The following is a 22,285-nucleotide window of genomic DNA, read 5'->3' as shown; positions in this document are numbered from 1 at the left end:
CCGAGCGCCACCACAGACGCACCACCCCCAGCGCGGGGGCACAAACGCGCGCCCCACGCCACTCCCCGCTTTCGACAGGAGCCCACGCCATGGCCATCGAGGTCCGCATCCCGACCATCCTCCGCACCTACACCGACGGCGCCAAGGCGGTCGAAGGCAGCGGGGAGACCCTCGCCGACCTCTTCGCCGACCTGGAGAGCCGCCACAACGGCATCCGTGAGCGCATCGTCGACGGCGGCCAGCTCCGCCGCTTCGTGAACGTCTACCTCAACGACGAGGACGTCCGCTTCCTCGACGGCATCTCCACCAAGCTCGCCGACGGCGACAACGTCACCATCCTCCCGGCCGTCGCCGGCGGCATGCGCTGATGAGGTACGACTCCCCGCTGGCGGCCGTGGGCAACACGCCCCTGGTCCGCCTGCCGCGGCTGTCCCCGTCCGAGGACGTCCGTATCTGGGCCAAGCTGGAGGACCGGAACCCGACCGGCTCGATCAAGGACCGCCCCGCGCTCCACATGGTCGAGCAGGCGGAGAAGGACGGCCGCCTGACGCCCGGCTGCACCATCCTGGAGCCGACCAGCGGCAACACCGGCATCTCGCTCGCCATGGCGGCCAAGCTCAAGGGCTACCGCATCGTCTGCGTCATGCCGGAGAACACCTCGCAGGAGCGGCGCGACCTCCTCGCCATGTGGGGCGCCGAGATCATCTCCTCCCCGGCGGCGGGCGGCTCCAACACGGCCGTCCGCGTCGCCAAGGGACTCGCGGCCGAGCACCCCGACTGGGTGATGCTCTACCAGTACGGCAACCCGGACAACGCGGGCGCCCACTACGCCACCACCGGCCCGGAGATCCTCACCGACCTCCCGTCCATCACGCACTTCGTGGCGGGCCTCGGCACCACCGGCACGCTCATGGGAGTGGGCCGCTACCTGCGGGAGCACAAGCCGGACGTCAAGATCGTCGCCGCCGAGCCGCGCTACGACGACCTCGTGTACGGCCTGCGCAACCTCGACGAGGGCTTCGTCCCCGAGCTCTACGACGCGTCCGTCCTCACCACCCGCTTCTCCGTCGGCTCCGCCGACGCCGTCACCCGCACCCGCGAACTCCTCCAGCAGGAGGGCATCTTCGCGGGCGTCTCCACCGGCGCCGCCCTCCACGCGGCGATCGGCGTCGGCAACAAGGCCGTCAAGGCGGGGGAGCAGGCCGACATCGCCTTCGTCGTCGCGGACGGCGGCTGGAAGTACCTTTCGACAGGCGTCTACACGGCCCCCACGACGGAGGCCGCCATCGAAACCCTGCACGGCCAGCTCTGGGCGTAGCCGCCCGGCCGGTATCCCCTGAGCGCCGGAAACGGGCTGGAATCCCCAGCCCGTTTCCGGCGCTCAGGCATGTCGGGGGGAAGACCATGCCGGGGGGCAGACCCCGCACGCACCCGGCCTCACCCCAGCCCGCGCACCCGCCCCCACACCCCCGGGTCCACCTCGCCCGCCTTCCTGCGGAACCCCGACACCGCCACATCACGCAGCTCGTCCGTCTCCAGGAAGCTCCGCCGCCCCCGTGCGTCGCCCACCGCCCCCGGCGGCAGCGCGATCACCCCCGGCCGCTCCTCGTGATGCTTACTGGTGATCTTGGCGACGACCGCCGTGCCACCCCGTACCGACAGCACCAGACACGGCCGGTCCTTCGACCCGGGCCCGTCCTCGTACGGCACCTCCGCCCACCAGATCTCCCCGGGCCGCGGCACCGCGTCCGGCCGGGGCCGCCGCTCCCGCTCCGGCGCCCGCCCCGGCGGCCGGGTCCGCCCACCCGGACGACGCGGCCCGCGGCCACCGCGCCCCCGCGCATCGGTGACCGTCACGACGAGAGCGAGCAGGACAACGGCGGCCAGCGCCACCCACCACCACGTGTTCATATCCCGACCGTACCGGCGCCCGGAGACACGCGGGCTTCCATCGAACCGGTGACAGCACAGGTGAGTTCCCCCACAACGGCAGGCTGCGGAGGAGCGACCAGCGGTTTCGCGCCTTACGCTCGACGCACCGCACGAACCCTCCCCGTTCCCACGTCTCGGAGGTTCACGCTCCATGAAGCTCACCGTCGTCGGCTGCTCCGGCTCGTTCCCGTCCGCGGGTTCGGCATGCTCGAGCTACCTCGTAGAGGCCGACGGCTTCCGGCTGCTCCTCGACATGGGCAACGGCGCCCTCGGCGAGCTGCAGCGCCATGTCGGTCTCTACGACCTCGACGCCATCTTCCTCAGTCATCTCCATGCCGATCACTGCATCGACATGTGCGCGTACTTCGTCGTCCGCTACTACCCGAACGACGGGGGACGGCCCGCCTCCATCCCCGTGTACGGCCCCGAGGGAACCGAGCAGCGCCTGACCACCGCGCACGCCGACACTCCGTCCGACCACGCGATGGGCGAAGTCTTCGACTTCCACACGCTCAAGTCCGGCTCGTTCGAGATCGGCCCCTTCTCCGTCCGTACGGAGAAGCTCCGCCACCCCGTCGACGCCTTCGGCATCCGCGTCGAGCACGACGGCCGCGCGCTCGCGTACTCCGGGGACACGGGCACCTGCGACGCCCTGGCCGAACTCGCCGAGGGCGCGGACCTGTTCCTCTGCGAGGCGTCGTTCGTCGACGGCAAGGAAGACATCCCGGACCTCCACCTCAACGGCCGCGAAGCCGGCGAGTACGCCGCAGCCGCCGGAGCGGGACGGCTCGTCCTCACCCACATCCCGCCGTGGACCGACGCGGAACGCAACCTCGCCGACGCCCGCGAGGTCTACGACGGCCCGGTCGAGCTGGCCGTTCCGGGGGCGGTGTACGAGGTCTGATCCCCGGCCCCACGCACGATGAAGCCCCCACCTCCCGGCGCGGGAGGTGGGGGCTTCATCGTGTGCCTGCCAGGGCTTATGCCTTGGTGAGGTCCTCGACCTCTTCCTCGGGCTCACGGCCCGGGGTGGTGAGGTTGAACTTCGTGATGGCGAAGCGGAAGACCGCGTAGTAGATCACCGCGAAGACCAGACCGATGGGGATGATCATCCACGGCTTCGTCGCCAGGTTCCAGTTCAGGAAGTAGTCGATCGCACCGGCGGAGAAGCTGAAGCCGTGGTGCACGCCCAGGCCCCACGTGACGGCCATCGACACGGCGGTCAGCACCGCGTGGATGACGTACAGCAGCGGCGCGATGAACATGAACGCGAACTCGATCGGCTCCGTGATGCCGGTGACGAACGAGGTCAGCGCCAGGGACATCATCATGCCGCCGACGGCCTTGCGCCGCTCGGGGCGGGCGCAGTGCGTGATCGCCAGGGCGGCGGCAGGCAGCGCGAACATCATGATCGGGAAGAAGCCCGACATGAACTGACCGGCCGAGGGGTCACCGTGGAAGAAGCGCGGCAGGTCGCCGTGCCACATCCCACCCGCGGAGTCCTTGAAGGAACCGATCTCCTGCCAGGCCACCGTGTTCACGAACTGGTGCATGCCGACCGGCAGCAGCGCACGGTTGACGACACCGAAGATGCCGGCGCCGACGGCGCCCAGGCCGGTCATCCACTCACCGAAGTTGGTGATGAGGTCACCGATCGGCTCCCAGAGCAGACCGAAGAGAACACCCATGACGGTGCCCACGAAGGCCATGATGATCGGGACGAGACGGCGGCCGTTGAAGAAGCCGAGCCAGTCCACCAGCTTGGTGCGGTGGTAGCGCTGCCAGATGACGGCGGCCAGGAGGCCCATGATGATGCCGCCGAAGACCTTGGGGTCGTTGTACGTCGCAGCGACGTCGACACCCTTGTTGGCCGTGGTGTTCACGACGGCGTCGGAGGTCGGGAACGCGGTCAGCACGTTCTTGTAGACCAGGAAGCCGACCAGGGCGGCGAGTGCGGTGGAGCCGTCGGCCTTCTTGGCGAAGCCGATGGCTATACCGACGCAGAACAGCAGCGGCAGGTTGGCGAAGACCGCGTCACCGGCGGTCGCGAAGACCGTGGCGACCTTGCCCCAGCCGAGGCCCTCCGCCCCGAAGACATCGGGCTGGCCGAGGCGGAGCAGGATGCCCGCCGCAGGCAGGACGGCGATCGGCAGCTGGAGGCTGCGCCCGATCTTCTGAAGGCCCTGGAACACGCCGGCGCCCCGCTTCTTCGCGGGAGCCGCCGGGGCAGCGGTGTCCGTACTCATGAACTTCCTCCGGTATGGCAAGGCGTCGCCTGGGACGGATACCGGGGAGGCGACGACTCGAGGAACGCGGCGGCAGAAACAGCCGCGTGGTCTGGACCACTCAGTGGTGTAGACCAGTTTTAGCACGGTGAGGGTTAGATAAGGAACCTTCAATTTGTGCAGTAGTTCGGCCACCACCCTGGGTGACACGAAAAGGCCCCCGGACCAGCAGGTCCGAGGGCCGTACCGAGCCGGGTCCGAAGCCCGGCGGGGGCTACTTGGTGAGATCCTTCTCGATCTGTTCCTCCAGCTCGTCGGGCTCCCGCCCCGGCGTCTGGAGGTTGAACTTCGTGATCGCGAACCGGAAGATCACGTAGTAGACGACCGCGAAGGCCAGCCCGATCGGAATGATCAGCCATGGTTTGGTCGCCAGGCTCCAGTTGATGACGTAGTCGATCAGACCCGCCGAGAAACTGAAGCCGTCCTTCGTCCCCAGCGCCCAGGTCACCGACATCGAGACGCCGGTGAGGAACGCGTGGATCACGTACAGCAGGGGTGCGACGAAGAGGAACGAGTACTCGATCGGTTCGGTGATGCCCGTGACGAACGACGTCAGGCCGACCGAGACCATCAGGCCGCCGACCGCCTTGCGCCGGTGCGGCTTCGCGCAGTGCGTGATCGCCAGCGCCGCCGCCGGAAGCGCGAACATCATGATCGGGAAGAAGCCCGTGGTGAACTGGCCGGCCGTCGGGTCGCCCGCCAGGAACCGGTTGATGTCACCGTGCACGACCGTGCCGTCAGGCTTCGTGTAGTCGCCGAACTGGAACCAGACGAACGTGTTCAGGAACTGGTGCAGACCGAAGACGAGCAGGGCGCGGTTGGCGATACCGAAGATGCCCGAGCCCAGCCAGTCCAGGTCCACGAGCCACTCGGAGAAGCTGGTCAGGCCGTCACCGACCGGCTGCCACAGCCAGGCGCACAGGCTTGCGAAGAGCAGGCCGATGAACGCCATGATGATCGGGACGAGCCGGCGGCCGTTGAAGAAGCCCAGCCAGTCGACCAGCTTGACCCGGTGGTACCGCTGCCAGAACCAGGCCGACAGCAGCCCCAGCACGATGCCGCCGAACACCCCGGGGTTCTGGTAGGCGGCCGCGGTCACGGTGGTGTCGTCGGCGACACAGACGCCGCCCCACGTGCCTGCCCCGGCGAAGTCCGAACCCTCCGCACAGTCGACCGGGAACGCGTGCAGGACCGCGTAGTAGACGAGGAACCCCGTAACGGCCGCGAGCGCGGTCGAGCCGTCCGCCTTCTTCGCCATCCCGATCGCGACACCGACACAGAAGAGCAACGGCAGGCCGAGCCCGGAGTCCAGCAGGGCACCGCCCGCCGCCGCGAAGACCTTGGCGATGTTCGTCCAGCCGAGGCCGTCGTCGCCGAAGACGTCCGGCTGGCCGAGCCTGTTGAGGATGCCCGCCGCCGGGAGGACGGCGATCGGCAGCTGAAGGCTGCGACCCATCTTCTGCAGCCCTTGGAAGGCGCTGTTCCACCACTTCTTCTGCGGCACTGCTGCGCCTGCTGCGCTGCTGGAGCTCATCGGCATCCTCCTGGAACACGCCAGGTTCGGCGGTCGTTGCAAACTGGTGTAGACCAGTTGCGATACGGTGCGGAGCCCGCCCGGAAGGCAGGGCACCGGTGATCGTCATCATTGAGGACAGTGCGGTTACCCGCCCGTGAAGTTGGGCCAACCGTGCGTTACCGTGACGAAACGGACCCACGGTGGGCCGCCCCCACACGCACAGACCAGGGAGAAGGACATGGCCAGCAAGGCTGAGAAGATCGTCGCCGGCCTCGGCGGTATCGAGAACATCGACGAGATCGAAGGCTGCATCACCCGCCTCCGCACCGAGGTCCACGACCCCAGCAAGGTCGACGAAGCCGCACTGAAGGCCGCCGGCGCCCACGGCGTCGTCAAGATGGGCACCGCGATCCAGGTCGTCATCGGCACCGACGCCGACCCCATCGCCGCCGACATCGAAGACATGATGTGACCGGCTGACCCCCCGGCCGGCCCCGGCCGGCCCACCCAGGTCCGCGCCGCACCCCGCAGGCCCCGCCACCCCGGCCCCCGACGGCCCCGGAGCGGGGCCTGCGGTGCACCCGAACGGAGCCACCCCCGGCAGCCGATAGGCTCGGCGCCATGTCTCGCATCGACGGCCGCACCCCCGAACAGCTCCGCCCCGTCACCATCGAACGCGGATGGAGCAAGCACGCCGAAGGCTCCGTACTCATCTCCTTCGGCGACACCAAGGTCTTCTGCACCGCCTCCGTCACCGAAGGCGTCCCGCGCTGGCGCAAGGGCAGCGGCGAAGGCTGGGTCACCGCCGAGTACTCCATGCTGCCCCGCTCCACCAACACCCGCGGCGACCGCGAATCCGTACGCGGCAAGATCGGCGGCCGCACCCACGAGATCAGCCGCCTCATCGGCCGCTCCCTGCGCGCGGTCATCGACTACAAGGCCCTCGGCGAAAACACGATCGTCCTGGACTGCGACGTCCTCCAGGCCGACGGCGGCACCCGCACCGCCGCCATCACCGGCGCCTACGTCGCCCTCGCCGACGCCATCACCTGGGCCCAGGGCAAGAAGATCATCAAGCCCGGCCGCAAGCCGCTCACCGGCACCGTCGCCGCGATCAGCGTCGGCATCGTCGACGGCACCCCCCTCCTCGACCTCTGCTACGAGGAGGACGTCCGCGCCGAGACCGACATGAACGTCGTCTGCACCGGCGACGGCCGCTTCGTCGAGGTCCAGGGCACCGCCGAGGCCGAGCCCTTCGACCGCGCCGAACTCAACGCCCTCCTCGACCTCGCCACGGGCGGCTGCGCCGATCTGACGAAGATCCAGGAAGCGGCACTCGCGCGTACCCTCGGCGAGTAAAGAAGCAACCAAGTACGCACCACACAGCGTCGTAACGGATACGGGCGCACGGGTCGAACCGTGCGTCCGTCCACGTATCAACCCCCGGGGAGGGACCGCTCCATGGCCTCGCGCCGCCACCACCGCACCGCACTCGCCGTCACGGCCACTCTGCTCACCCTCACCGCAGCCGTCGGCTGCGGAGCCGTTGACAAGGCCCTGGACTGCGTCCGCACCGCCGACGCCATCGCCACCAGCGTCAACAACCTCCAGCAGGCCATCTCCAACGCCTCCAACGACCCGACGCAGGCCTCCGAGGCCCTGGACGAGATCGACAAGGAGCTCAAGAACCTCGGCGACACCACGGACAACGCCGACCTCAGCAAGGCGGTCGACGACCTCCAGGCAGGCGTCACCAGCGTCCGCGGCTCCATCGAGAAGGGCGACGCCACCCCCGACATCACCCCGGTCACCGATGCCGCGAGTGAGATCGGCAAGGTCTGCTCCCCGTGACCGTGCGGCGATAATCGACGCATGACGCGCCTGATCCTCGCCACCCGCAACGCCGGGAAAATCACCGAACTCCACGCGATCCTCGCCGACGCGGGTCTCACCCACGACCTCGTCGGCGCGGACGCGTACCCCGAGATCCCCGACGTCAAGGAAACCGGCGTCACCTTCGCCGAGAACGCCCTCCTCAAGGCCCACGCCCTGGCCCGCGCCACCGGCCACCCGGCCATCGCCGATGACTCCGGCCTCTGCGTCGACGTACTCGGCGGCGCCCCCGGAATCTTCTCGGCCCGCTGGTCCGGGACCCACGGCGACGACCGCGCCAACCTGGACCTGCTCCTGGCCCAGCTCGGCGACATCGACGCCCCCCATCGCACCGCCTACTTCGCGTGCGCGGCCGCCCTGGCCCTCCCTGACGGCACGGAACGCGTGGTCGAGGGCCGCCTGACGGGCACCCTGCGCCACACCCCCGCGGGTACGAACGGCTTCGGCTACGACCCGATCCTCCAGCCGGACGGCGAGACCCGGACCTGCGCGGAGCTCTCACCCGCGGAGAAGAACGCGATCAGCCACCGCGGCAAGGCGTTCCGGGCGCTGGTGCCGGTGGTGCGGGAGCTGGTGGGCTGACGCAACGATGCCCGGCCCCTCGGAAGGGACCGGGCATCGCCGTGCTGGGTGCGCCCGATCGGATTCGAACCGACATACACGACCACCTAAAGATCGCCGCTCAAACCAGATGGCGTACAGGCGCGTAGCAGCCCTTAGCTTACTGCCCTCTGTGAAGCGAGGGCAGTGGGTCCGGGGAAGCGGCTTCCCGGCGCATGTCAGAGGGCGTGTGCTTATTGCCGCCTCTGCACCATGTGCGGGTGACAGCGTGACAGTTCGGGCACAGCAGGCGGAGATTCTCCCTGCGGTCGTCGCTCCAGTCGCCGTTGATGTGATCCACCTCAAGTGTCATGGGCTCGCCCAGCCAGGCTGCGCCGGTTCCGCACTCGGCGCACTCCTCCGGGAGGCCGACTTCCCGCAGCGCGCGGCGCAGTAGCGCTGTCTTCGTGCGGCGCTTGCCGTCGTGCTTCACCAGAATCTGTTCGGCAGCCTTCGCCGGGGTGGTTCCGATCTGTCCCCTCTGATGTCCCTGACCCAGGAAGTGTGCGGTGGTGAGCCCGTCCTCGGAGATCCAGGCGCGCAAGTCTTTCCGCTGGCTCGTGTTGTCCGTCCGGCCCAGTCGCCTGAGCGTGTCGGCGATGGAAACGGCAGCGGCGACGGCCTCTGCGAGTTCTGTGGGGGAGGGCCGTTTCCCGGCCCTGCGGTAGGCGCGGCGGGGGAGGTGGGACACATCGATCCCGAAATGCTCGAAGCGATCGAACAGGTAACGGCTGAGCCGGCCGTACGGGCGGGTGCCCAGGAAGGCGATGACCTCTTGGATGTTGGCGCACTTACTGGCCGCCTCGGCCAGCCGCTCCCGTGTGTAGTAGCTGCCGGTGCTCATCGACCGTCACCCCGCTCCGAGGTGCGACGCCCTTTGCCGCGACCTCGATACGTGTCGGTCGTCGAGTGGCAGTTGGGACAGAGCAGCCGAAGATTTTGCTGTTGATTGTTTCGCCAATTGCCATCGATGTGATCGACCTCGAGTGGCAGAGGCCGGTCCCGCCAGATGGGACCTGTGCCGCACCGGGCGCAGTGCTCGGAGGCACCCATAGTGATCATGGCGCGCTTGAGTCGCTCGCCAGGTACGCGGCGTGCGAGGGTCTGGCTTTGGTCGACCAGCAGTTCCTCCGGACGCCGACGGCGCACCTCGCCTTTCCTCGGCGGTGCCACGAAGTGCGACGTGTCGATCCCCAGTGCCTTGACGCGGCGGCTGATGTGAGTGTGTTGACCCCCCACCACCTCAAGGCCGAGTCGACGCAGTACTTCGCACATGCTGGTCGACGACGCGACGGCCCCCTGAAGGACTTCCTTTGTCCAGCGCACGCCTTCGCTCTCGAAATGGCTAGTGCCCACGCCGAGTTTTCGCATGCGGTCGAGGAGATAGCGCCGTGTCGAACTCTTCGGGTCGACCCCGAGCTTTGTCAGTGCCTCCGAAAGCGTCCGTGACGACGAGGCCGCCTCCGTGAGGCGCTCGCGTGTGTACGGGCTTGCCGGCATGTCCCCTCCGTATCCGGCCGCGCGTTCGCGGCCTCGTACGGAGCAACGAACCGTTAATCGGATGGTCACGTCCGTAATGCGATGAGATGCGGAAGGGTCCGTACCACTTCGTGCGGTACGGGCCCTTCCGTGAGGAACGTGCGTCAGAACTTCGGGTCCGGGCTCTGTGCGTGGACCAGTTCCGCCGCCTCCTCCGCCGTCTCCACGGAAGGCGGGGAGCCGGCCAGCGGCTGGTTGGCGGTTTCCTTCATGCAGGCCACCGCGATCACGCCCACCAGTGCCGCCGCCATCGCGTAGTACGCGGGCATCAGGTTCGAGCCGGTCCAGCTGATCAGGGCCGTGATCACCAGCGGGGTCGTGCCGCCGAAGAGCGAGGCCGAGATGTTGTAGCCGACCGACAGGGAGCCGTAGCGCACGTTGGTCGGGAACAGGGCCGGGAGCGCGGCGGACATCGTGCCCAGCATGCAGACGAGGGAGAGGCCCATCATCAGCATGCCGATGGTGATCGCCGGGATGCTGCCCTGGCGGATCAGGAGGAAGGACGGCAGGGACAGGAAGAGGAACCCGAGCATGCCGGCCATCAGGAGCGGTTTGCGGCCGAAGCGGTCGGAGAGCTTGCCGAACCGGCTGATGACCAGCATCAGGAAGACCATGACGGCGAGCAGGATGAGCAGGCCGTGGGTCTCGCTGTAGCCGAGTTCGTCGGAGAGGTACGTCGGCATGTACGACAGCAGCATGTAGTCGGTGATGTTGTACGCGCCGACCAGGGCGATGCAGAGGATCAGCGTCGGCCAGTACTGGCGGAAGATCTTGGCGAGGTCGCCCTTGGCGGTGGACTCGACGTGGTCGGCGGCCTCCGTGGCGTGGGCGGTGCCGCCCTCCAGCTTCTGGAACGCGGGGGTCTCGTCCAGGCGCAGTCGCAGGTAGAGGCCGACGAGGCCGAGGGGTCCGGCGACGAGGAACGGGATGCGCCAGCCCCAGGACTCCATCTGTCCGGTGTCCAGGAGGGCGTACAGGGCGGTGACCAGCCCGGCGGCGCCGACGTATCCGGCGAGTGTGCCGAATTCGAGGAAGCTGCCGAAGAAGCCGCGGCGCTTGTCGGGGGCGTACTCGGCGATGAACGTGGAGGCGCCGCCGTACTCGCCGCCGGTGGAGAAGCCCTGGAGCATCCGGAAGAGGATCAGCAGGGCGGGGGCCCAGAGTCCGATCGTGTCGTGGGAGGGGATGACGCCGATCGCGAAGGTGCCGATCGCCATGAGGATCATGGTGAGGGCGAGGACCTTCTTCCGGCCGATCTTGTCGCCCATGGGTCCGAAGAACATTCCCCCGAGTGGCCGAACGAGGAAGGCCACGGCGAAGGTCGCGAAGGAGGAGAGGAGCTGGGTGGTGTCGTTCCCGGAAGGGAAGAAGACATGTCCGATGGTGACGGCGAGGTAGGAGTAGATACCGAAGTCGAACCACTCCATGGCGTTACCGAGCGATGCCGCTTTCACCGCGCGCTTGACCGCCTGGTCGTCGGTGACGGTGATGTCGGTCCGACGGAGCCGGGGGTTCTTGCGCTTCCTGATGGCGCGGAAGAGCGCGGGGTGGCGTTTGACCGCGTCCGGGTCGGCCGCCTGGTGGGGGTCGGGGGCCGCCATGGCCGGTTCCTTTCCTCGAGAGGTGTTCCAGGAAAGGCTTCTGCGCGGTCATGGCGGTTGCAAACCGAATCAATGGCCGAATGCGACGTCGCTCACATGTTCCCGGCCGGGTGGTGGGGTGGAACCCGGTCAGATGCCGAGATCTTTGATGATCTTCGCTACGTGGCCGGTCGCCTTGACGTTGTAGAGGGCGCGCTCCACTTTGCCCTCCTCGTCGACGACGATCGTCGACCTGATGACGCCCGTCACCACTTTGCCGTAGAGCTTCTTCTCGCCGTAGGCGCCGTACGCCTCAAGGGTCTCCTTGGAGGGGTCTCCGACGAGGGTGACCTTGAGGTTCTCCTTCTCGCGGAACTTGGCGAGCTTCTCCGGCTTGTCGGGCGACACGCCGATGACGTCGTATCCGGCCCCCGTGAGGAGTTCCAGGTTGTCGGTGAAGTCGCAGGCCTGCTTGGTGCAGCCGGGGGTAAGCGCGGCGGGGTAGAAGTAGACGATGACCTTGCGGCCCTTGTGGTCCGCGAGCGAGACCTCGTTGCCGTCGGCGTCCGGAAGGGTGAAGGCGGGGGCGGTGTCGCCGGTCTGGAGTCGCTCGCTCATGTTTCTCCTCGAGTGGCACGCGGGGTGTGTGGCACCGAGCGTAATAGGGGGTGCCGCCGGGTGTAGGGGCGGTCGAGCTGACAGACTGTCGATGAAGGTTTACCGGACGACGACCACGGAGGCGGCGCAGTGTCGGATACGAGGACCCCTGCGCAGATCGAGGCGGACATCATCAGCAGGCGTGAGCAGCTTGCGATGGTGCTGGACGAGATCGGGGTGCGGGTGCACCCGAAGACGATCATCGGTGACGCGAAGGCCAAAGTGGCGTCGTCGGTGGACCGGACCGCCGGGCGGGCGTTCGTCGCGGTGAATCGGTCGGTGTCGGATGTGAAGGCGCAGTTCGTGTCGGCGGAGGGTTCGCCGCGGTTGGAGCGGGTCATTCCGGCGGCGCTGCTGGTGGTCGGTGCGGTGGCGCTGCTGACGGTTTCGGTGCGCGGCCGGAAGCGCTGAGGGCGGATTGCGGGTGGCCCCGGGGGCGTGTGGAGCGGTTCGGGGCAGGTAGGTTTCGGGGCGTGAGCAACGACACCGACGACAAGCTGCCCATCCGGATGCTGCACGACCGTGTGCTGGTCCGGTCCGATTCGCCCGAGGGTGAGCGGCGTTCGGGCGGCGGCATCCTGATTCCGGCGACTGCGGCTGTGGGTCGGCGTCTGGCGTGGGCCGCGGTGGTCGCGGTCGGTCAGAACGTGCGGACGGTGGAGCCGGGGGACCGGGTGCTGTACGACCCCGAGGACCGTGCCGAGGTCGAGGTGCGGGGTGTGGCGTACGTGCTGATGCGGGAGCGGGATCTGCATGCGGTGGCGGCGGACCGGTTCGAGGGTTCCGAGGATTCGACCGGCTTGTATCTGTAGTCCGGCAGGTGGGGTGTGAAGGCCTGGTGACCGTTGTCACCAGGCCTTTTGGCTGTGTTTTGTTAGGCTGGTCCGACCCCGACGAGACGCGCCGTACCGGGTTTCCGTAAAGACGACGCACCCGTGTTGTTCGCGTGTTTCGTTTCGGAGGTGCCGTCGTGGCGTGGGTTCTGTTGATTGTTGCCGGTCTGCTGGAAGTGGGCTGGTCGATCGGGATGAAGTACACCGAGGGGTTCACACGGTTGTGGCCGAGTGTGTTCACGGGCCTGGGGATCGTGGCCAGCATGGTGCTGTTGTCGCATGCGGCGAAGACGCTGCCGATCGGTACGGCGTACGGCGTGTGGGTCGGGATCGGTGCGGCGGGTGCGGCGGTGCTGGGCATGGTGGTGTTGCACGAGCCGGTGACCGCCGCCCGTATTTTCTTCGTCTGTCTGCTGCTGGTGGCTGTCGTGGGTCTGAAGGCGACTTCCGGCCACTGAGTGTCAGCGGCGGGGCAGGCCGTGGCCGCGGGCTCCTTCGATGAAGCCCTCGTCCTCCGGGTTGCCGGGGTGGTCGCCGTCGGGGGTGTCGGGAGTTCTGGTGGCCGAGGTGCGTGAGGGGGCGTCGGCAGGGGTGGCGGTCCTGGGGGCTTGCGGGGCCCGGGAGGTCTCCGTGCCGACGCCGGAGGGGGTGTCGGACTCGGGGTAGCCGGTTTCGCGCCGGTCGTCGCCGGGTTCTTCCGATTCCTCGTCGCGTTCCTCGTTCCCTTCCTCGTTTCCTTCCTTGTCCGGGTCGGCTTCCTCCGGTCCTTCCTCGGCTTCGAGTTCGAACTGCCGCACTTCGTCGTCCTCGAGTGCGGCGGCGGTGTAGGCGGCCCAGGTCTGCGCGGGTGCCCCGCCGCCGTTGATGCGGGCGAGGCCGAGTGCTCCGTACAGGGGTTTCTGTACGCCGGTGTCGGGGTCCTGGCCCATCACGGCGATGACGGTCGCGAGGTCGGGGGTGTAGCCGGCGAACCAGGCGGCCTTGTCCTCCTCGGCGGTGCCCGTCTTGCCTGCGGCGGGGCGGTTCGCCGCCTGGGCCGCGGTGCCGGTGCCGCCGTCGACGACGCTCCGCAGGACGGAGGTGGTGGTGTCGGCGGCTTCGCGGCTGACGGCCTGCCGGGTCTTCCTGGCGGGGAGTGCGAGGTCGGCGCCGTTCTTGCTGATCTTGGCGACGAGGGTGTGTTCGCGTTGCTTGCCGTGGTCGGCGAGGGTGGCGTAGGCCTCGGTCATGTCGAGGACGCTGGCGGTGGCGGGGCCCAGGGCGATGGAGGGGGAGGCGGTGAGGTCGGGGGTGTTCAGCGGGATGCCGAGGGAGACCGCGGTGTCCTTGACGGCGTCGGGGCCGACGTCCTGGGCCATCTGGGCGTAGACGGCGTTGACGGATTTGTCGGTGGCCTCGCGGACGGTGAGGGAGCCGTAGTCGACGTCGTCCTCGTTGGCGGGGGAGTATCCGGTGGAGCCGCGGGCGCTCTGGACGGTGCGTTTGTTGGTGCCGTCGTAGCGGGTGTTGGGTGTGATGCCCCGGCCGTCCTGGGTGGTGGATCCGTTGGCCACGGCGGCGGTGAGGACGAACGGCTTGAAGGTGGAGCCGACTTGGTAGTCGCGGCGGGTCGCGTTGTTGACGTACTGCTTGGTGTAGTCGATGCCGCCGTACATGGCGAGGACGTGTCCGGTGGCGGGGTCGATGGAGGCTCCGCCGACGCGGACGTTGCGGTCGGCCTTGCGGTCGTCGCTGGTCTTGGCCAGGACGTTGTCCTCGACGGCTTCGACGAGGGCGTCCTGCTTCTTCTTCTCGAGTGTGGTGGTGATGCGGTAGCCGCCGGTGGCGAGGGTGTTCTCGTCGAGGATCCTGTGGGCGGCGAGGTAGTCGTCGACGGCTTGGACGAGGTAGCCGCGCTGTCCGGAGAGTGCGGTGGGGGGCTTGGCCTTGCCGGGGACGGGGAAGGTCATGGCGGCGCGGTCGGAGGGGCTCAGCCAGTGCTCCTTGACCATGCCGTCGAGTACGTAGTTCCAGCGGGCGAGGGCGGCGGCCTTGCTCTCGGGGTGGGCGACGACGTCGTAGGCGCTGGGGGCGTTGAGGAGGGAGGCGAGGTAGGCGCCCTCGGCGGTGTCGAGGTCTTCGGCGTCCTTGCCGTAGTAGGCGTGGGAGGCGGCCTGGATGCCGTAGGAGTTGCGGCCGAAGTAGCTGGTGTTGAGGTAGCCCTCGAAGATCTCGTCCTTGCTCTGTTCCCGGCCGAGCTTGATCGAGATGAAGAATTCCTTGGCTTTGCGTACGACGGTCTGTTCCTGGCCGAGGTAGTAGTTCTTGACGTACTGCTGGGTGATGGTGGAGCCGCCCTGGCGGCCCTTGCCGGTCAGGGTGTTCCAGCCGGCGCGGGTCATGGCTTTGACGTCGATGGCGGGTTCGGAGTAGAAGTCCCGGTCCTCGGCGGCGAGTACGGCGTGCTGGACGGTGCGGGGGATCTTGTCGAGCCGGATGTTCTCCCGGTTGATCTCGCCGTCGCGGGCGATGACGCTGCCGTCCTTGTAGAGGTAGACGTTCGACTGCGCGGTCGCGCTGGCGTTCGCGGCGGGGATGCCGACGAGTTTGTATCCGGCGATGAATCCGCCGATGAGCAGGAGCGCGATGAGGAGTGTGCTGCCGAGCACCATGCGCCAGGTGGGTACGGCGCGGCGCCAGCCGGTGCGCTTGGGCCGCTTGACGCGTTTTGTGCGCCCCTTGCCGCCTTGTGCGCCGTCCGTGGGCGGCGGTTTCCGGTTGGTCTTCGCGGTGGTGGGGTCTCGGGGCGGCCAGCCGGCGGGACCCTTCCGACCTGGCTCTCCGTGGTCTCCGCCGGGCTGCGGTGGCTCGTGGCTCATGGCTGTGGAGGCTCCTCGGCTGCGGGCAGTTATCCCATAGTGCACTTTTCGGAGTGATAACCACCGGATCCTCCCCGGATAAAGGGTCGCGGCGGCCGCCGGTCGTGAACTAGGGTCGTGCGCTTTGGCCCGACGAGCGGGGGGAGGGGGCGCGGTGCGGCTCTATGCGGTGGTGGCGGCCGGTGGGTTCCGGCGGCATGCGACGTACCGGATGGCGACGGCGGCGGGAGTGTTCACCAACACCGTCTTCGGTTTCATCATGGCCTACACCTACATCGCCCTGTGGGACGAGCGTCCGCAGCTCGGTGGATACGACCAGTCCGAGGCCGTGACGTACGTGTGGCTGGGGCAGGCGCTGCTGATGACCTGTGCCATGTTGGGCGGCGGCTTCGAGGGCGACCTGACGGAGCGGATCCGCACGGGCGACATCGCCGTGGATCTGTACCGGCCCGCCGATCTCCAGCTGTGGTGGCTGGCGGGGGACCTGGGCCGGGCGGCGTTCCACCTGCTGGGGCGCGGGATCGTGCCGATGGTGCTGGGGTCCCTGGCCTTCGACCTGGCGTTGCCGGGGTCGGCGTGGATGTGGCCGGCCTTCCTGGTGTCGGTGCTGCTGGGTGTCGTGGTGAGTTTCGCGTTGCGCTTCCTGGTCGCGCTGTCGGCGTTCTGGCTGATGGACGGGGCGGGGGCCCTGCAGATGGCCATGCTGGCGGGGCTCTTCTTCTCCGGGATGCTGCTGCCGCTGAATCTGTTCCCGGGTGTGCTGGGTGAGGTGGCGCGGGCGTTGCCGTGGTCGTCGTTGTTGCAGGTCCCGGCGGATGTGTTCCTGGGCAGGCGCACGGGGTGGGGTCTGGTGCAGGCGTACGCCTTCCAGGCCGGATGGGCGGTGGCGCTGCTGCTGGCGGGGCGTCTGCTGCAGTCCGTGGCGACGAGGAGGGTGGTGGTGCAGGGTGGCTGAGGCCGGGGCGGAGAGGCTGGCCGCCAGGGAGCCGGAGCGGCCGGGGAAGGGGGCGGTGGGGGAGCCGGAGCGGCCGGGGATCGCGTTCGCCGACCGGTCGCGGCTGGTCGAGGGGGTCCGGGCGTACGGGCTGATCGTGGCGATGTGGCTGCGTTCGACGCTGGCGTACCGGGCGTCGTTCGTGATGACGACCATCGGCAACTTCGTGATGACCGGGGCGGACTTCGTCGCGGTCATGATGATGTTCTCGCACGTCGACGCGCTGGGCGGCTACACGTTGCCGGAGGTCGCGCTGTTGTACGGGGTGTCGGCGACCGCGTTCGGGCTGTGCGATCTGCTGGTGGGGTCGGTGGACCGGCTGGGGCAGCGGGTGCGGGACGGGACGCTCGACACGCTGCTGGTGCGGCCGGTGCCGGTGCTGGCGCAGGTGGCGGCGGACCGGTTCGCGTTGCGCCGGCTGGGCCGGATCACGCAGGCGCTGCTGGTGCTGGGCTATGCCCTGGTGACGCTGGACATCGCGTGGAGCCCGCTGAAGGTCCTGATGCTGCCGCTGATGGTGCTGAGCGGGGCGGCGATCTTCGCTGCGGTGTTCGTGGTGGGTGCGGCGTTCCAGTTCTTCGCGCAGGACGCCTCGGAGGTGCAGAACGCGTTCACGTACGGGGGGACGACTCTGCTCCAGTACCCGCCGTCGGTCTTCGCGCGGGACCTGGTGCGCGGGGTGACGTTCGTGGTGCCGCTGGCGTTCGTGAGCTGGCTGCCCGCGCTGTATGTGCTGGGCAGGGACTATCCGTTGGGGCTGCCGGAGTGGGTGGCGTTCCTCCCGCCGCTGGTGGCGGGGTTGTGCTGGGTGCTCGCGGGGCTGGCGTGGCGGACGGGGCTGCGGGCGTACCGCAGTACGGGAAGCTGAGGGAGGAGTGGGCATGGACATGGACTTCATCGAGCTCGACGGGGTCGAGAAGGTCTTCGACGTACACCGTAAGACGGGTTTCCTGCGCCGGGAGCGGCACGAGGTGCGTGCGGTGGACGGCATCAGCTTCCGGGTGCCGCGTGGCGAGATGGTCGGGTACATCGGCCCGAACGGGGCGGGCAAGTCGACGACCATCAAGATGCTGACGGGGATCCTCACCCCGAGCGGCGGCCGGCTGCGGGTCGCGGGCATCGATCCGTCGCGGGAGCGTACGAAGCTGGCGCACCGGATCGGTGTGGTGTTCGGGCAGCGGACGACGCTGTGGTGGGATCTGCCGTTGCGTGACTCGTACCGGCTGATGCACCGGATGTACCGGATCCCGGACCGCCGTTTCCGGGAGAACCTGGATCGTTGTGTGGAACTCCTCGATCTGGGTGAGTTGTTGGAGACTCCGGTGCGGCAGTTGTCGCTGGGGCAGCGGATGCGGGGCGATATCGCGGCGGCGCTTCTGCACGATCCGGAGGTGCTGTACCTGGACGAGCCGACGATCGGGCTCGATGTGGTCTCCAAGGCCAAGGTGCGTGAGTTCTTGCGGGATTTGAACGCGGAGCGGTCCACGACGGTGTTGCTGACCACGCATGATCTGACCGATATCGAGCAGCTGTGCAAGCGGGTGATGGTGATCGACCACGGCCGTCTGGTGTACGACGGTGCGCTGTCCGGGCTGCATGAGGTGGGGGAGAGCGAGCGCACGCTGGTGGTCGATCTGGAGCGGGTGCTGCCGCCGATCGAGCTGGCGTCGGAGCTCTCGGTGCGGGTGGTGAAGGTGGAGGGCCCCAGGCAGTGGCTGGCGTTCCCGGCGTCCGCGTCGGCGGCTCCTCTGGTGGCGCGCATCGCGGCGGACTATCCGCTCGTGGACCTGTCGGTGCGGGAGCCGGACATCGAGGCCGTGATCGCGAAGATGTACGTGTCGGATTCGCGTCTCTAGGCCGGTCTTCGGGTTGCTCTATAGGCTGCGCGGTATGACAAGTGAACGTCCGGACATGCGTGCTTCCGATGCGGAACGTGAACGGGTCGCCGAGACCTTGCGGGAGGCCGTGGCCGAGGGCCGGCTGGAGATGGACGAGTTCGAGCAGCGGCTCGACGCGACGTACAAGGCGCGTACGCACGGGGAGTTGGAGCCGCTCGTACGTGATCTCCCGGTACCGGGTACGGCTGTTGCGCCCGTGGGCGCGGCCTCGCCCGCCCGCGCCCCCGGGACGTCCGTCGACTGGTCGAGGCGTATCGGTGGCCCCGCGACGTCCTCGGGAGGGTTCGCCTTCTGGGGCGGGTTCAGCCGCAAGGGCCGTTGGACGGTGGGGCGGACGTTCACCGCGTTCGCGATGTGGGGCGGGGGCGAGATCGATCTGCGCGAGGCGGACTTCGAGGAGCGCGACACCGTGATCCGGTGCTTCACGATCATGGGCGGGCTGCAGGTGAAGGTCCCGCCGAACGTGCACCTCCATGTCAACGGCATCGGCGTCATGGGCGGTTTCGACGAACAGACGAAGGACGCCGACTTCGGCGATCCGGCTCCGGACGCGCCGCGGGTGCGGGTGACCGGGTTCGCCCTGATGGGCGGGGTCGGTGTGGACCGCAAGTGGAGCAAGGCGCAGCGGCAGCGCCTCAAGGAGGCGGAGCGGCTGCGCCTGGAGAAGCCGGACGGTTCCTGACGACGGGCGCGGTCAGAAGGCTCCGGCCTTCGGTGTTCCGGTCACCGTCGCGAGGTCGACGAGGCGGCCCAGCGTCCGGTAGCCGGCGTCGTTGAAGTGGAGCCGGTCGCCGGAGTCGTACGCGGGCAGGAGCCGGTTGGGGGCGTAGGGGTCGCGTACGGCCCGGTCGAAGTCGATGACGTCGTCGAAGATCCGGCCTGCCCGGATCTGTTCGTTGACCGCCAGGCGTACGTCGTTGCGTTCGGGTGTCCAGGTGCCGAAGCCCTGGAAGGGCGTCAGCGTCGCCCCGACGACCCGCAGTCCGCGGGCGTGGGCGCGTTCCGTGAGGGTGCGCAGTCCGGCCACGATGTGCCGGGGGTCCTCCTCCTGGGGGGCCTGCTGCACGTCGTTGATGCCCAGCGCGATGATCACGGTCCTGGCTCCGGCGACGGACAGCACGTCACGCTCGAAGCGGTGGGTTCCGCCGACGCCGCCCCGGCCGTTCCTCTCTGGGGCGCTGTCGCGCAGCAGGCGGTTGCCCGCGATGCCCTGGTTGGCGATCCCGTAGCGGTGCTCCAGCCGGTCGGAGAGCACGTCAGGCCAGCGGTTGTTGGCGTCGGTGGTGGAGCCGCTGCCCGCGGTGAGCGAGTCGCCGATCACGACGATCGTGCCCGGTGAGGTCTCGTTGCGCACGTCCACCGCGGTGAGGTAGCGCCAGCTGTCGGTCCGCCAGGTGCCGCGGTCGTCGGCCAGGTACGACGTCTGCAGGGCGTGGCCGTGATGGGTGACGGGGCCGCTCCGGTACGGGGTGCGCAGGGTGACGACGAGATCGGCGTCGGGTGCGACGGGCACGACCACGGGGTCGCTGATGATCTGACGGCCGGCGGCGACGGTGACGACGGGCAGGCCGCGGAAGGTCACCGGGCGGGTGTTGACGGTGGCTTCGTCGATGACGAGCGGGGCCGTGCCGAAGAGGTTGGAGAGGGTGATGCGGGCGGCGTCGCCGCCGACGCTGGTGTGCACCGTGTTGCGGATGGTGCGTCCGGGGAGGCCCTGTTCCGTGTCCGGTTCGCCGCTGACGGGTGCTCCGGTCCAGGTGGCGACCCAGGTGCCGGTGGAGTTGGCCGGCGCGGCGGGATTGCGCGCGGCCGTGTGCGCCTCGGGTCCGGGGAGCGGTGCCCGGCGCTCCCCGGCGATCAGTGTCGTACCGAACGCGAGTGCGGCGGCGAGCGCGGCGGTGCCTGCTACGAGGGCGATGAGCAGGGCATACCCCTGGCGCCTGGGCATGTGCGGTGATTCTCCTTGTGATGATCGGGCTGGTCTCATGATGCGACAGGCCGCGGGGAACTCGACGTGCGGCCCGGGAGTAGGTGAGGTAGGGACAATGCGTACGGCACTGGGTGACGCGTACGCGGACGGGTGGAGCGGATGGAACACGACGCGGGACAGGGAACGGGGTCCGGCCCGGACTCCGGGGCGGGACCGGGGCCGCACGGTCCCGCGTCCGGGCGGCCGGGGCTGATGCCCGGGGCCGCGGCAGGTGGCGCCGGGGCCGACGCCGGGACGGCCGGATCCGCGGCCGGGGCGGGCGGCCCGGGTGCCCGGCGGACCGCGGCGCCGCTGGCCGGTTTCGCGTACACCGCCGCCGACGAGGAGAAGCAGCGCGGAGTGCGCCGTATGAAGACCACCGCCACGGGTCTGCTCCTGCTCGTCGCGCTCGTCTACGTCCTCGCCACCTGGGCGAAGAACGAGGGTGTGGGTGGCTGGCCGGGCTACGTCGCAGCGGCTGCCGAAGCGGGCATGGTGGGTGCGCTGGCGGACTGGTTCGCGGTCACGGCGCTCTTCCGCCGCCCGCTCGGACTCCCCATCCCCCACACGGCCATCATCCCCACCAAGAAGGACCAGCTCGGGGCGTCACTCGGTTCCTTCGTGGGCGAGAATTTTCTCTCCGGAGACGTGGTTCGTGACCGAATTCACGCTCTGGGCGTCGGCGCGCGGCTCGGGGCGTGGCTGGCGGAGCCGGATCACGCGGACCGGGTGACCGCGGAGCTCGCGACCGCGCTGCGCGGTGCGCTGACGGTGCTCAGGGACTCCGATGTGCAGGCGGTCGTCGGAGAGGCGATCACCCGGCGGGCGAACGCTGCGGAGGTCGGCCCCGGCATCGGCAAGATGCTGGAGAAGGTCGTTGCCGACGGCGGGCACCGCAGGGTCGTCGACCTCGTCTGTGTGCGGGCTCACGACTGGCTGGTCGAGCACGGCGAGTCCGTGATGGACGCGGTGCAGGGCGGGGCTCCGGGCTGGACGCCGCGCTTCGTCGACAAGCGGGTGGGGGAGCGGGTCTACAAGGAACTGCTGCGTTTCGTCACGGAGATGCGGGACATGCCGGGGCACCCGGCGCGCGGCTCGATCGACACCTTCCTGACGGACTTCGCCGCCGACCTCCAGACGGACTCGGACACCCGGGCGCGGGTGGAGCGGCTCAAGTCGGAGATCCTGGGGCGCGGCGAGGTGCAGGACGTCATCGCGTCGGCCTGGTCCTCGGTACGCACGATGATCATCGCGGCGGCGGAGGACGAGCGGAGCGAGCTGCGGCTGCGTGCCAGGGCCTCGCTGATGTCGCTGGGCGCCCGGCTGGCGACGGACGAGCGGCTGCAGGCCAAGCTGGAGGGCTGGCTGGAGGACGCGGCGGTGTACGTCGTCACGACGTACCGCACGGAGATCACGTCGCTGATCAGCGACACCGTCGCCGGCTGGGACGCGCACCAGACGTCGAGGAAGATCGAGGCGCACATCGGCCGCGACCTGCAGTTCATCCGGATCAACGGCACGGTGGTGGGTGCGCTGGCCGGTCTGGTGATCTATTCGGTCTCACGGGCACTGGGTGCCTGACGGCGCTCGACGGCACCGGGCGGCGTCGGGGCTCCGGCGCGGGCCGTAGCGGGCGGGGCGTCGTGGAGGGAAGGCTCCGGGGGTGCTCCCGTCCTGTCGTACGGGAGCACCCCCGGGTCACGCGGGGGAGTTGTCGTTCAGTACGCGCCC

General features: G+C 69.0%; 24 protein-coding genes, 1 tRNA gene and 1 riboswitch. Of the genes, 15 read left to right on the top strand and 10 right to left on the bottom strand.

The window, feature by feature from the left end; all coding sequences use genetic code 11:
* Positions 1–89: 89 nt before the first annotated feature.
* Together ACFW9O_RS11395 and ACFW9O_RS11390 are read left to right on the top strand one after the other, a co-directional pair.
* On the top strand, positions 90–368 hold the full coding sequence (locus tag ACFW9O_RS11395; RefSeq protein WP_329210557.1) for a MoaD/ThiS family protein: 279 nt from the start codon (positions 90–92) through the stop codon (positions 366–368).
* Complete coding sequence (locus ACFW9O_RS11390; RefSeq protein ID WP_351175192.1) at positions 368–1,318, top strand: cysteine synthase; 951 nt, start codon at positions 368–370, stop codon at positions 1,316–1,318. The genes ACFW9O_RS11395 and ACFW9O_RS11390 overlap by 1 nt, the downstream gene beginning before the upstream one ends.
* A gap of 119 nt (positions 1,319–1,437) precedes the next feature.
* Here ACFW9O_RS11390 and ACFW9O_RS11385 read toward each other — a convergent pair whose 3' ends face one another.
* The gene (locus tag ACFW9O_RS11385; protein ID WP_384607651.1) at positions 1,438–1,911 is read right to left on the bottom strand and encodes a type II toxin-antitoxin system PemK/MazF family toxin; all 474 of its coding nucleotides are present in this window, start codon (positions 1,909–1,911) and stop codon (positions 1,438–1,440) included.
* 172 nt (positions 1,912–2,083) lie between these two features.
* Here ACFW9O_RS11385 and ACFW9O_RS11380 point away from each other — a divergent pair, with 172 nt between their 5' ends.
* Positions 2,084–2,836: an MBL fold metallo-hydrolase gene (locus ACFW9O_RS11380; protein WP_384607648.1), complete on the top strand. Its 753-nt coding sequence runs from the start codon at positions 2,084–2,086 to the stop codon at positions 2,834–2,836.
* A 76-nt stretch (positions 2,837–2,912) separates the two neighbouring features.
* Here ACFW9O_RS11380 and ACFW9O_RS11375 read toward each other — a convergent pair whose 3' ends face one another.
* The gene (locus tag ACFW9O_RS11375; RefSeq protein WP_351175186.1) at positions 2,913–4,178 is read right to left on the bottom strand and encodes a PTS transporter subunit EIIC; all 1,266 of its coding nucleotides are present in this window, start codon (positions 4,176–4,178) and stop codon (positions 2,913–2,915) included.
* A gap of 253 nt (positions 4,179–4,431) precedes the next feature.
* A complete protein-coding gene (locus ACFW9O_RS11370) occupies positions 4,432–5,751 on the bottom strand; it encodes a PTS transporter subunit EIIC (RefSeq protein ID WP_384607645.1) in 1,320 nt (439 codons plus the stop codon).
* Between the two features lie 220 nt (positions 5,752–5,971).
* Between ACFW9O_RS11370 and ACFW9O_RS11365 the strand changes: the two genes are divergently transcribed.
* The 4 genes from ACFW9O_RS11365 to rdgB all read left to right on the top strand — a co-directional run bounded on the left by ACFW9O_RS11365 (position 5,972) and on the right by rdgB (position 8,208).
* Positions 5,972–6,205: a glucose PTS transporter subunit EIIB gene (locus tag ACFW9O_RS11365; protein ID WP_014156020.1), complete on the top strand. Its 234-nt coding sequence runs from the start codon at positions 5,972–5,974 to the stop codon at positions 6,203–6,205.
* A 149-nt stretch (positions 6,206–6,354) separates the two neighbouring features.
* Positions 6,355–7,092 (top strand): ribonuclease PH, encoded by a 738-nt coding sequence (gene rph / locus ACFW9O_RS11360; RefSeq protein ID WP_351175182.1) that lies wholly within the window; start codon positions 6,355–6,357, stop codon positions 7,090–7,092.
* A gap of 102 nt (positions 7,093–7,194) precedes the next feature.
* The gene (locus ACFW9O_RS11355) at positions 7,195–7,584 is read left to right on the top strand and encodes a hypothetical protein (RefSeq protein ID WP_351175180.1); all 390 of its coding nucleotides are present in this window, start codon (positions 7,195–7,197) and stop codon (positions 7,582–7,584) included.
* Between the two features lie 21 nt (positions 7,585–7,605).
* Complete coding sequence (gene rdgB, locus ACFW9O_RS11350; RefSeq protein WP_384607641.1) at positions 7,606–8,208, top strand: RdgB/HAM1 family non-canonical purine NTP pyrophosphatase; 603 nt, start codon at positions 7,606–7,608, stop codon at positions 8,206–8,208.
* 49 nt (positions 8,209–8,257) lie between these two features.
* On the opposite strand, the gene ACFW9O_RS11345 is transcribed toward rdgB, so the two are convergent.
* The 5 genes from ACFW9O_RS11345 to bcp form a co-directional block, all read right to left on the bottom strand.
* Positions 8,258–8,332, bottom strand: a tRNA-Leu gene (locus ACFW9O_RS11345).
* Between the two features lie 15 nt (positions 8,333–8,347).
* Positions 8,348–9,070, bottom strand: coding sequence for an HNH endonuclease (locus ACFW9O_RS11340; RefSeq protein ID WP_384607638.1), 723 nt, complete (start codon positions 9,068–9,070; stop codon positions 8,348–8,350).
* Positions 9,067–9,726, bottom strand: a complete 660-nt coding sequence (locus tag ACFW9O_RS11335; protein WP_384607635.1) for an HNH endonuclease — start codon at positions 9,724–9,726, stop codon at positions 9,067–9,069. The genes ACFW9O_RS11340 and ACFW9O_RS11335 overlap by 4 nt, the downstream gene beginning before the upstream one ends.
* 143 nt (positions 9,727–9,869) lie before the next feature.
* Positions 9,870–11,366 (bottom strand): glycine betaine/L-proline transporter ProP, encoded by a 1,497-nt coding sequence (gene proP / locus ACFW9O_RS11330; protein ID WP_384607631.1) that lies wholly within the window; start codon positions 11,364–11,366, stop codon positions 9,870–9,872.
* 129 nt (positions 11,367–11,495) lie between these two features.
* Positions 11,496–11,963: a thioredoxin-dependent thiol peroxidase gene (bcp, locus tag ACFW9O_RS11325; RefSeq protein WP_384607628.1), complete on the bottom strand. Its 468-nt coding sequence runs from the start codon at positions 11,961–11,963 to the stop codon at positions 11,496–11,498.
* Between the two features lie 129 nt (positions 11,964–12,092).
* Here bcp and ACFW9O_RS11320 point away from each other — a divergent pair, with 129 nt between their 5' ends.
* The 3 genes from ACFW9O_RS11320 to ACFW9O_RS11310 all read left to right on the top strand — a co-directional run bounded on the left by ACFW9O_RS11320 (position 12,093) and on the right by ACFW9O_RS11310 (position 13,293).
* On the top strand, positions 12,093–12,413 hold the full coding sequence (locus ACFW9O_RS11320; RefSeq protein WP_351175172.1) for a DUF3618 domain-containing protein: 321 nt from the start codon (positions 12,093–12,095) through the stop codon (positions 12,411–12,413).
* Between the two features lie 62 nt (positions 12,414–12,475).
* The gene (locus tag ACFW9O_RS11315; protein WP_329210585.1) at positions 12,476–12,814 is read left to right on the top strand and encodes a co-chaperone GroES; all 339 of its coding nucleotides are present in this window, start codon (positions 12,476–12,478) and stop codon (positions 12,812–12,814) included.
* Positions 12,815–12,874: 60 nt separating this feature from the next.
* Positions 12,875–12,936, top strand: a riboswitch (guanidine-III (ykkC-III) riboswitch).
* 36 nt (positions 12,937–12,972) lie between these two features.
* Positions 12,973–13,293, top strand: a complete 321-nt coding sequence (locus ACFW9O_RS11310; RefSeq protein ID WP_329210587.1) for a multidrug efflux SMR transporter — start codon at positions 12,973–12,975, stop codon at positions 13,291–13,293.
* A 3-nt stretch (positions 13,294–13,296) separates the two neighbouring features.
* Here ACFW9O_RS11310 and ACFW9O_RS11305 read toward each other — a convergent pair whose 3' ends face one another.
* A complete protein-coding gene (locus ACFW9O_RS11305; RefSeq protein ID WP_384607623.1) occupies positions 13,297–15,693 on the bottom strand; it encodes a transglycosylase domain-containing protein in 2,397 nt (798 codons plus the stop codon).
* A gap of 154 nt (positions 15,694–15,847) precedes the next feature.
* Here ACFW9O_RS11305 and ACFW9O_RS11300 point away from each other — a divergent pair, with 154 nt between their 5' ends.
* From ACFW9O_RS11300 to ACFW9O_RS11285, 4 genes are read left to right on the top strand one after another with little or no spacing between them, the layout of a single operon-like run.
* Entirely contained in the window at positions 15,848–16,648 is an 801-nt protein-coding gene (locus ACFW9O_RS11300; RefSeq protein ID WP_384607621.1) for an ABC transporter permease, read from the top strand.
* Between the two features lie 55 nt (positions 16,649–16,703).
* A complete protein-coding gene (locus ACFW9O_RS11295) occupies positions 16,704–17,555 on the top strand; it encodes an ABC transporter permease (protein ID WP_384607855.1) in 852 nt (283 codons plus the stop codon).
* 13 nt (positions 17,556–17,568) lie between these two features.
* Entirely contained in the window at positions 17,569–18,543 is a 975-nt protein-coding gene (locus ACFW9O_RS11290) for an ATP-binding cassette domain-containing protein (RefSeq protein ID WP_351175165.1), read from the top strand.
* A gap of 55 nt (positions 18,544–18,598) precedes the next feature.
* Positions 18,599–19,267, top strand: a complete 669-nt coding sequence (locus ACFW9O_RS11285) for a DUF1707 domain-containing protein (RefSeq protein ID WP_351175198.1) — start codon at positions 18,599–18,601, stop codon at positions 19,265–19,267.
* 12 nt (positions 19,268–19,279) lie between these two features.
* On the opposite strand, the gene ACFW9O_RS11280 is transcribed toward ACFW9O_RS11285, so the two are convergent.
* Positions 19,280–20,533, bottom strand: coding sequence for an SGNH/GDSL hydrolase family protein (locus ACFW9O_RS11280; protein WP_384607617.1), 1,254 nt, complete (start codon positions 20,531–20,533; stop codon positions 19,280–19,282).
* Positions 20,534–20,674: 141 nt separating this feature from the next.
* Between ACFW9O_RS11280 and ACFW9O_RS11275 the strand changes: the two genes are divergently transcribed.
* Positions 20,675–22,135 (top strand): DUF445 domain-containing protein, encoded by a 1,461-nt coding sequence (locus ACFW9O_RS11275; protein ID WP_351175161.1) that lies wholly within the window; start codon positions 20,675–20,677, stop codon positions 22,133–22,135.
* Positions 22,136–22,285 lie beyond the last annotated feature (150 nt).

The organism is Streptomyces sp. NPDC059499 (genome assembly GCF_042749285.1).
Lineage (GTDB): Bacteria > Actinomycetota > Actinomycetes > Streptomycetales > Streptomycetaceae > Streptomyces.
Note: the sequence above shows the minus strand (reverse complement) of the source record. Positions and strands in the feature narration are given on the sequence as shown.

Excerpts from the sequence above, each read along its gene's own strand:
- ACFW9O_RS11355 (WP_351175180.1), top strand. The coding sequence starts at position 7,195 with ATGGCCTCGCGCCGCCACCACCGCACCGCACTCGCCGTCACGGCCACT.
- ACFW9O_RS11395 (WP_329210557.1), top strand. The coding sequence starts at position 90 with ATGGCCATCGAGGTCCGCATCCCGACCATCCTCCGCACCTACACCGAC.
- ACFW9O_RS11365 (WP_014156020.1), top strand. The coding sequence starts at position 5,972 with ATGGCCAGCAAGGCTGAGAAGATCGTCGCCGGCCTCGGCGGTATCGAG.
- bcp (WP_384607628.1), bottom strand. The coding sequence starts at position 11,963 with ATGAGCGAGCGACTCCAGACCGGCGACACCGCCCCCGCCTTCACCCTT.
- proP (WP_384607631.1), bottom strand. The coding sequence starts at position 11,366 with ATGGCGGCCCCCGACCCCCACCAGGCGGCCGACCCGGACGCGGTCAAA.
- ACFW9O_RS11275 (WP_351175161.1), top strand. The coding sequence starts at position 20,675 with ATGGAACACGACGCGGGACAGGGAACGGGGTCCGGCCCGGACTCCGGG.
- ACFW9O_RS11305 (WP_384607623.1), bottom strand. The coding sequence starts at position 15,693 with ATGAGCCACGAGCCACCGCAGCCCGGCGGAGACCACGGAGAGCCAGGT.
- ACFW9O_RS11280 (WP_384607617.1), bottom strand. The coding sequence starts at position 20,533 with ATGCCCAGGCGCCAGGGGTATGCCCTGCTCATCGCCCTCGTAGCAGGC.
- ACFW9O_RS11340 (WP_384607638.1), bottom strand. The coding sequence starts at position 9,070 with ATGAGCACCGGCAGCTACTACACACGGGAGCGGCTGGCCGAGGCGGCC.
- rph (WP_351175182.1), top strand. The coding sequence starts at position 6,355 with ATGTCTCGCATCGACGGCCGCACCCCCGAACAGCTCCGCCCCGTCACC.
- rdgB (WP_384607641.1), top strand. The coding sequence starts at position 7,606 with ATGACGCGCCTGATCCTCGCCACCCGCAACGCCGGGAAAATCACCGAA.
- ACFW9O_RS11380 (WP_384607648.1), top strand. The coding sequence starts at position 2,084 with ATGAAGCTCACCGTCGTCGGCTGCTCCGGCTCGTTCCCGTCCGCGGGT.
- ACFW9O_RS11285 (WP_351175198.1), top strand. The coding sequence starts at position 18,599 with ATGCGTGCTTCCGATGCGGAACGTGAACGGGTCGCCGAGACCTTGCGG.
- ACFW9O_RS11390 (WP_351175192.1), top strand. The coding sequence starts at position 368 with ATGAGGTACGACTCCCCGCTGGCGGCCGTGGGCAACACGCCCCTGGTC.
- ACFW9O_RS11375 (WP_351175186.1), bottom strand. The coding sequence starts at position 4,178 with ATGAGTACGGACACCGCTGCCCCGGCGGCTCCCGCGAAGAAGCGGGGC.
- ACFW9O_RS11335 (WP_384607635.1), bottom strand. The coding sequence starts at position 9,726 with ATGCCGGCAAGCCCGTACACACGCGAGCGCCTCACGGAGGCGGCCTCG.
- ACFW9O_RS11370 (WP_384607645.1), bottom strand. The coding sequence starts at position 5,751 with ATGAGCTCCAGCAGCGCAGCAGGCGCAGCAGTGCCGCAGAAGAAGTGG.
- ACFW9O_RS11290 (WP_351175165.1), top strand. The coding sequence starts at position 17,569 with ATGGACATGGACTTCATCGAGCTCGACGGGGTCGAGAAGGTCTTCGAC.
- ACFW9O_RS11385 (WP_384607651.1), bottom strand. The coding sequence starts at position 1,911 with ATGAACACGTGGTGGTGGGTGGCGCTGGCCGCCGTTGTCCTGCTCGCT.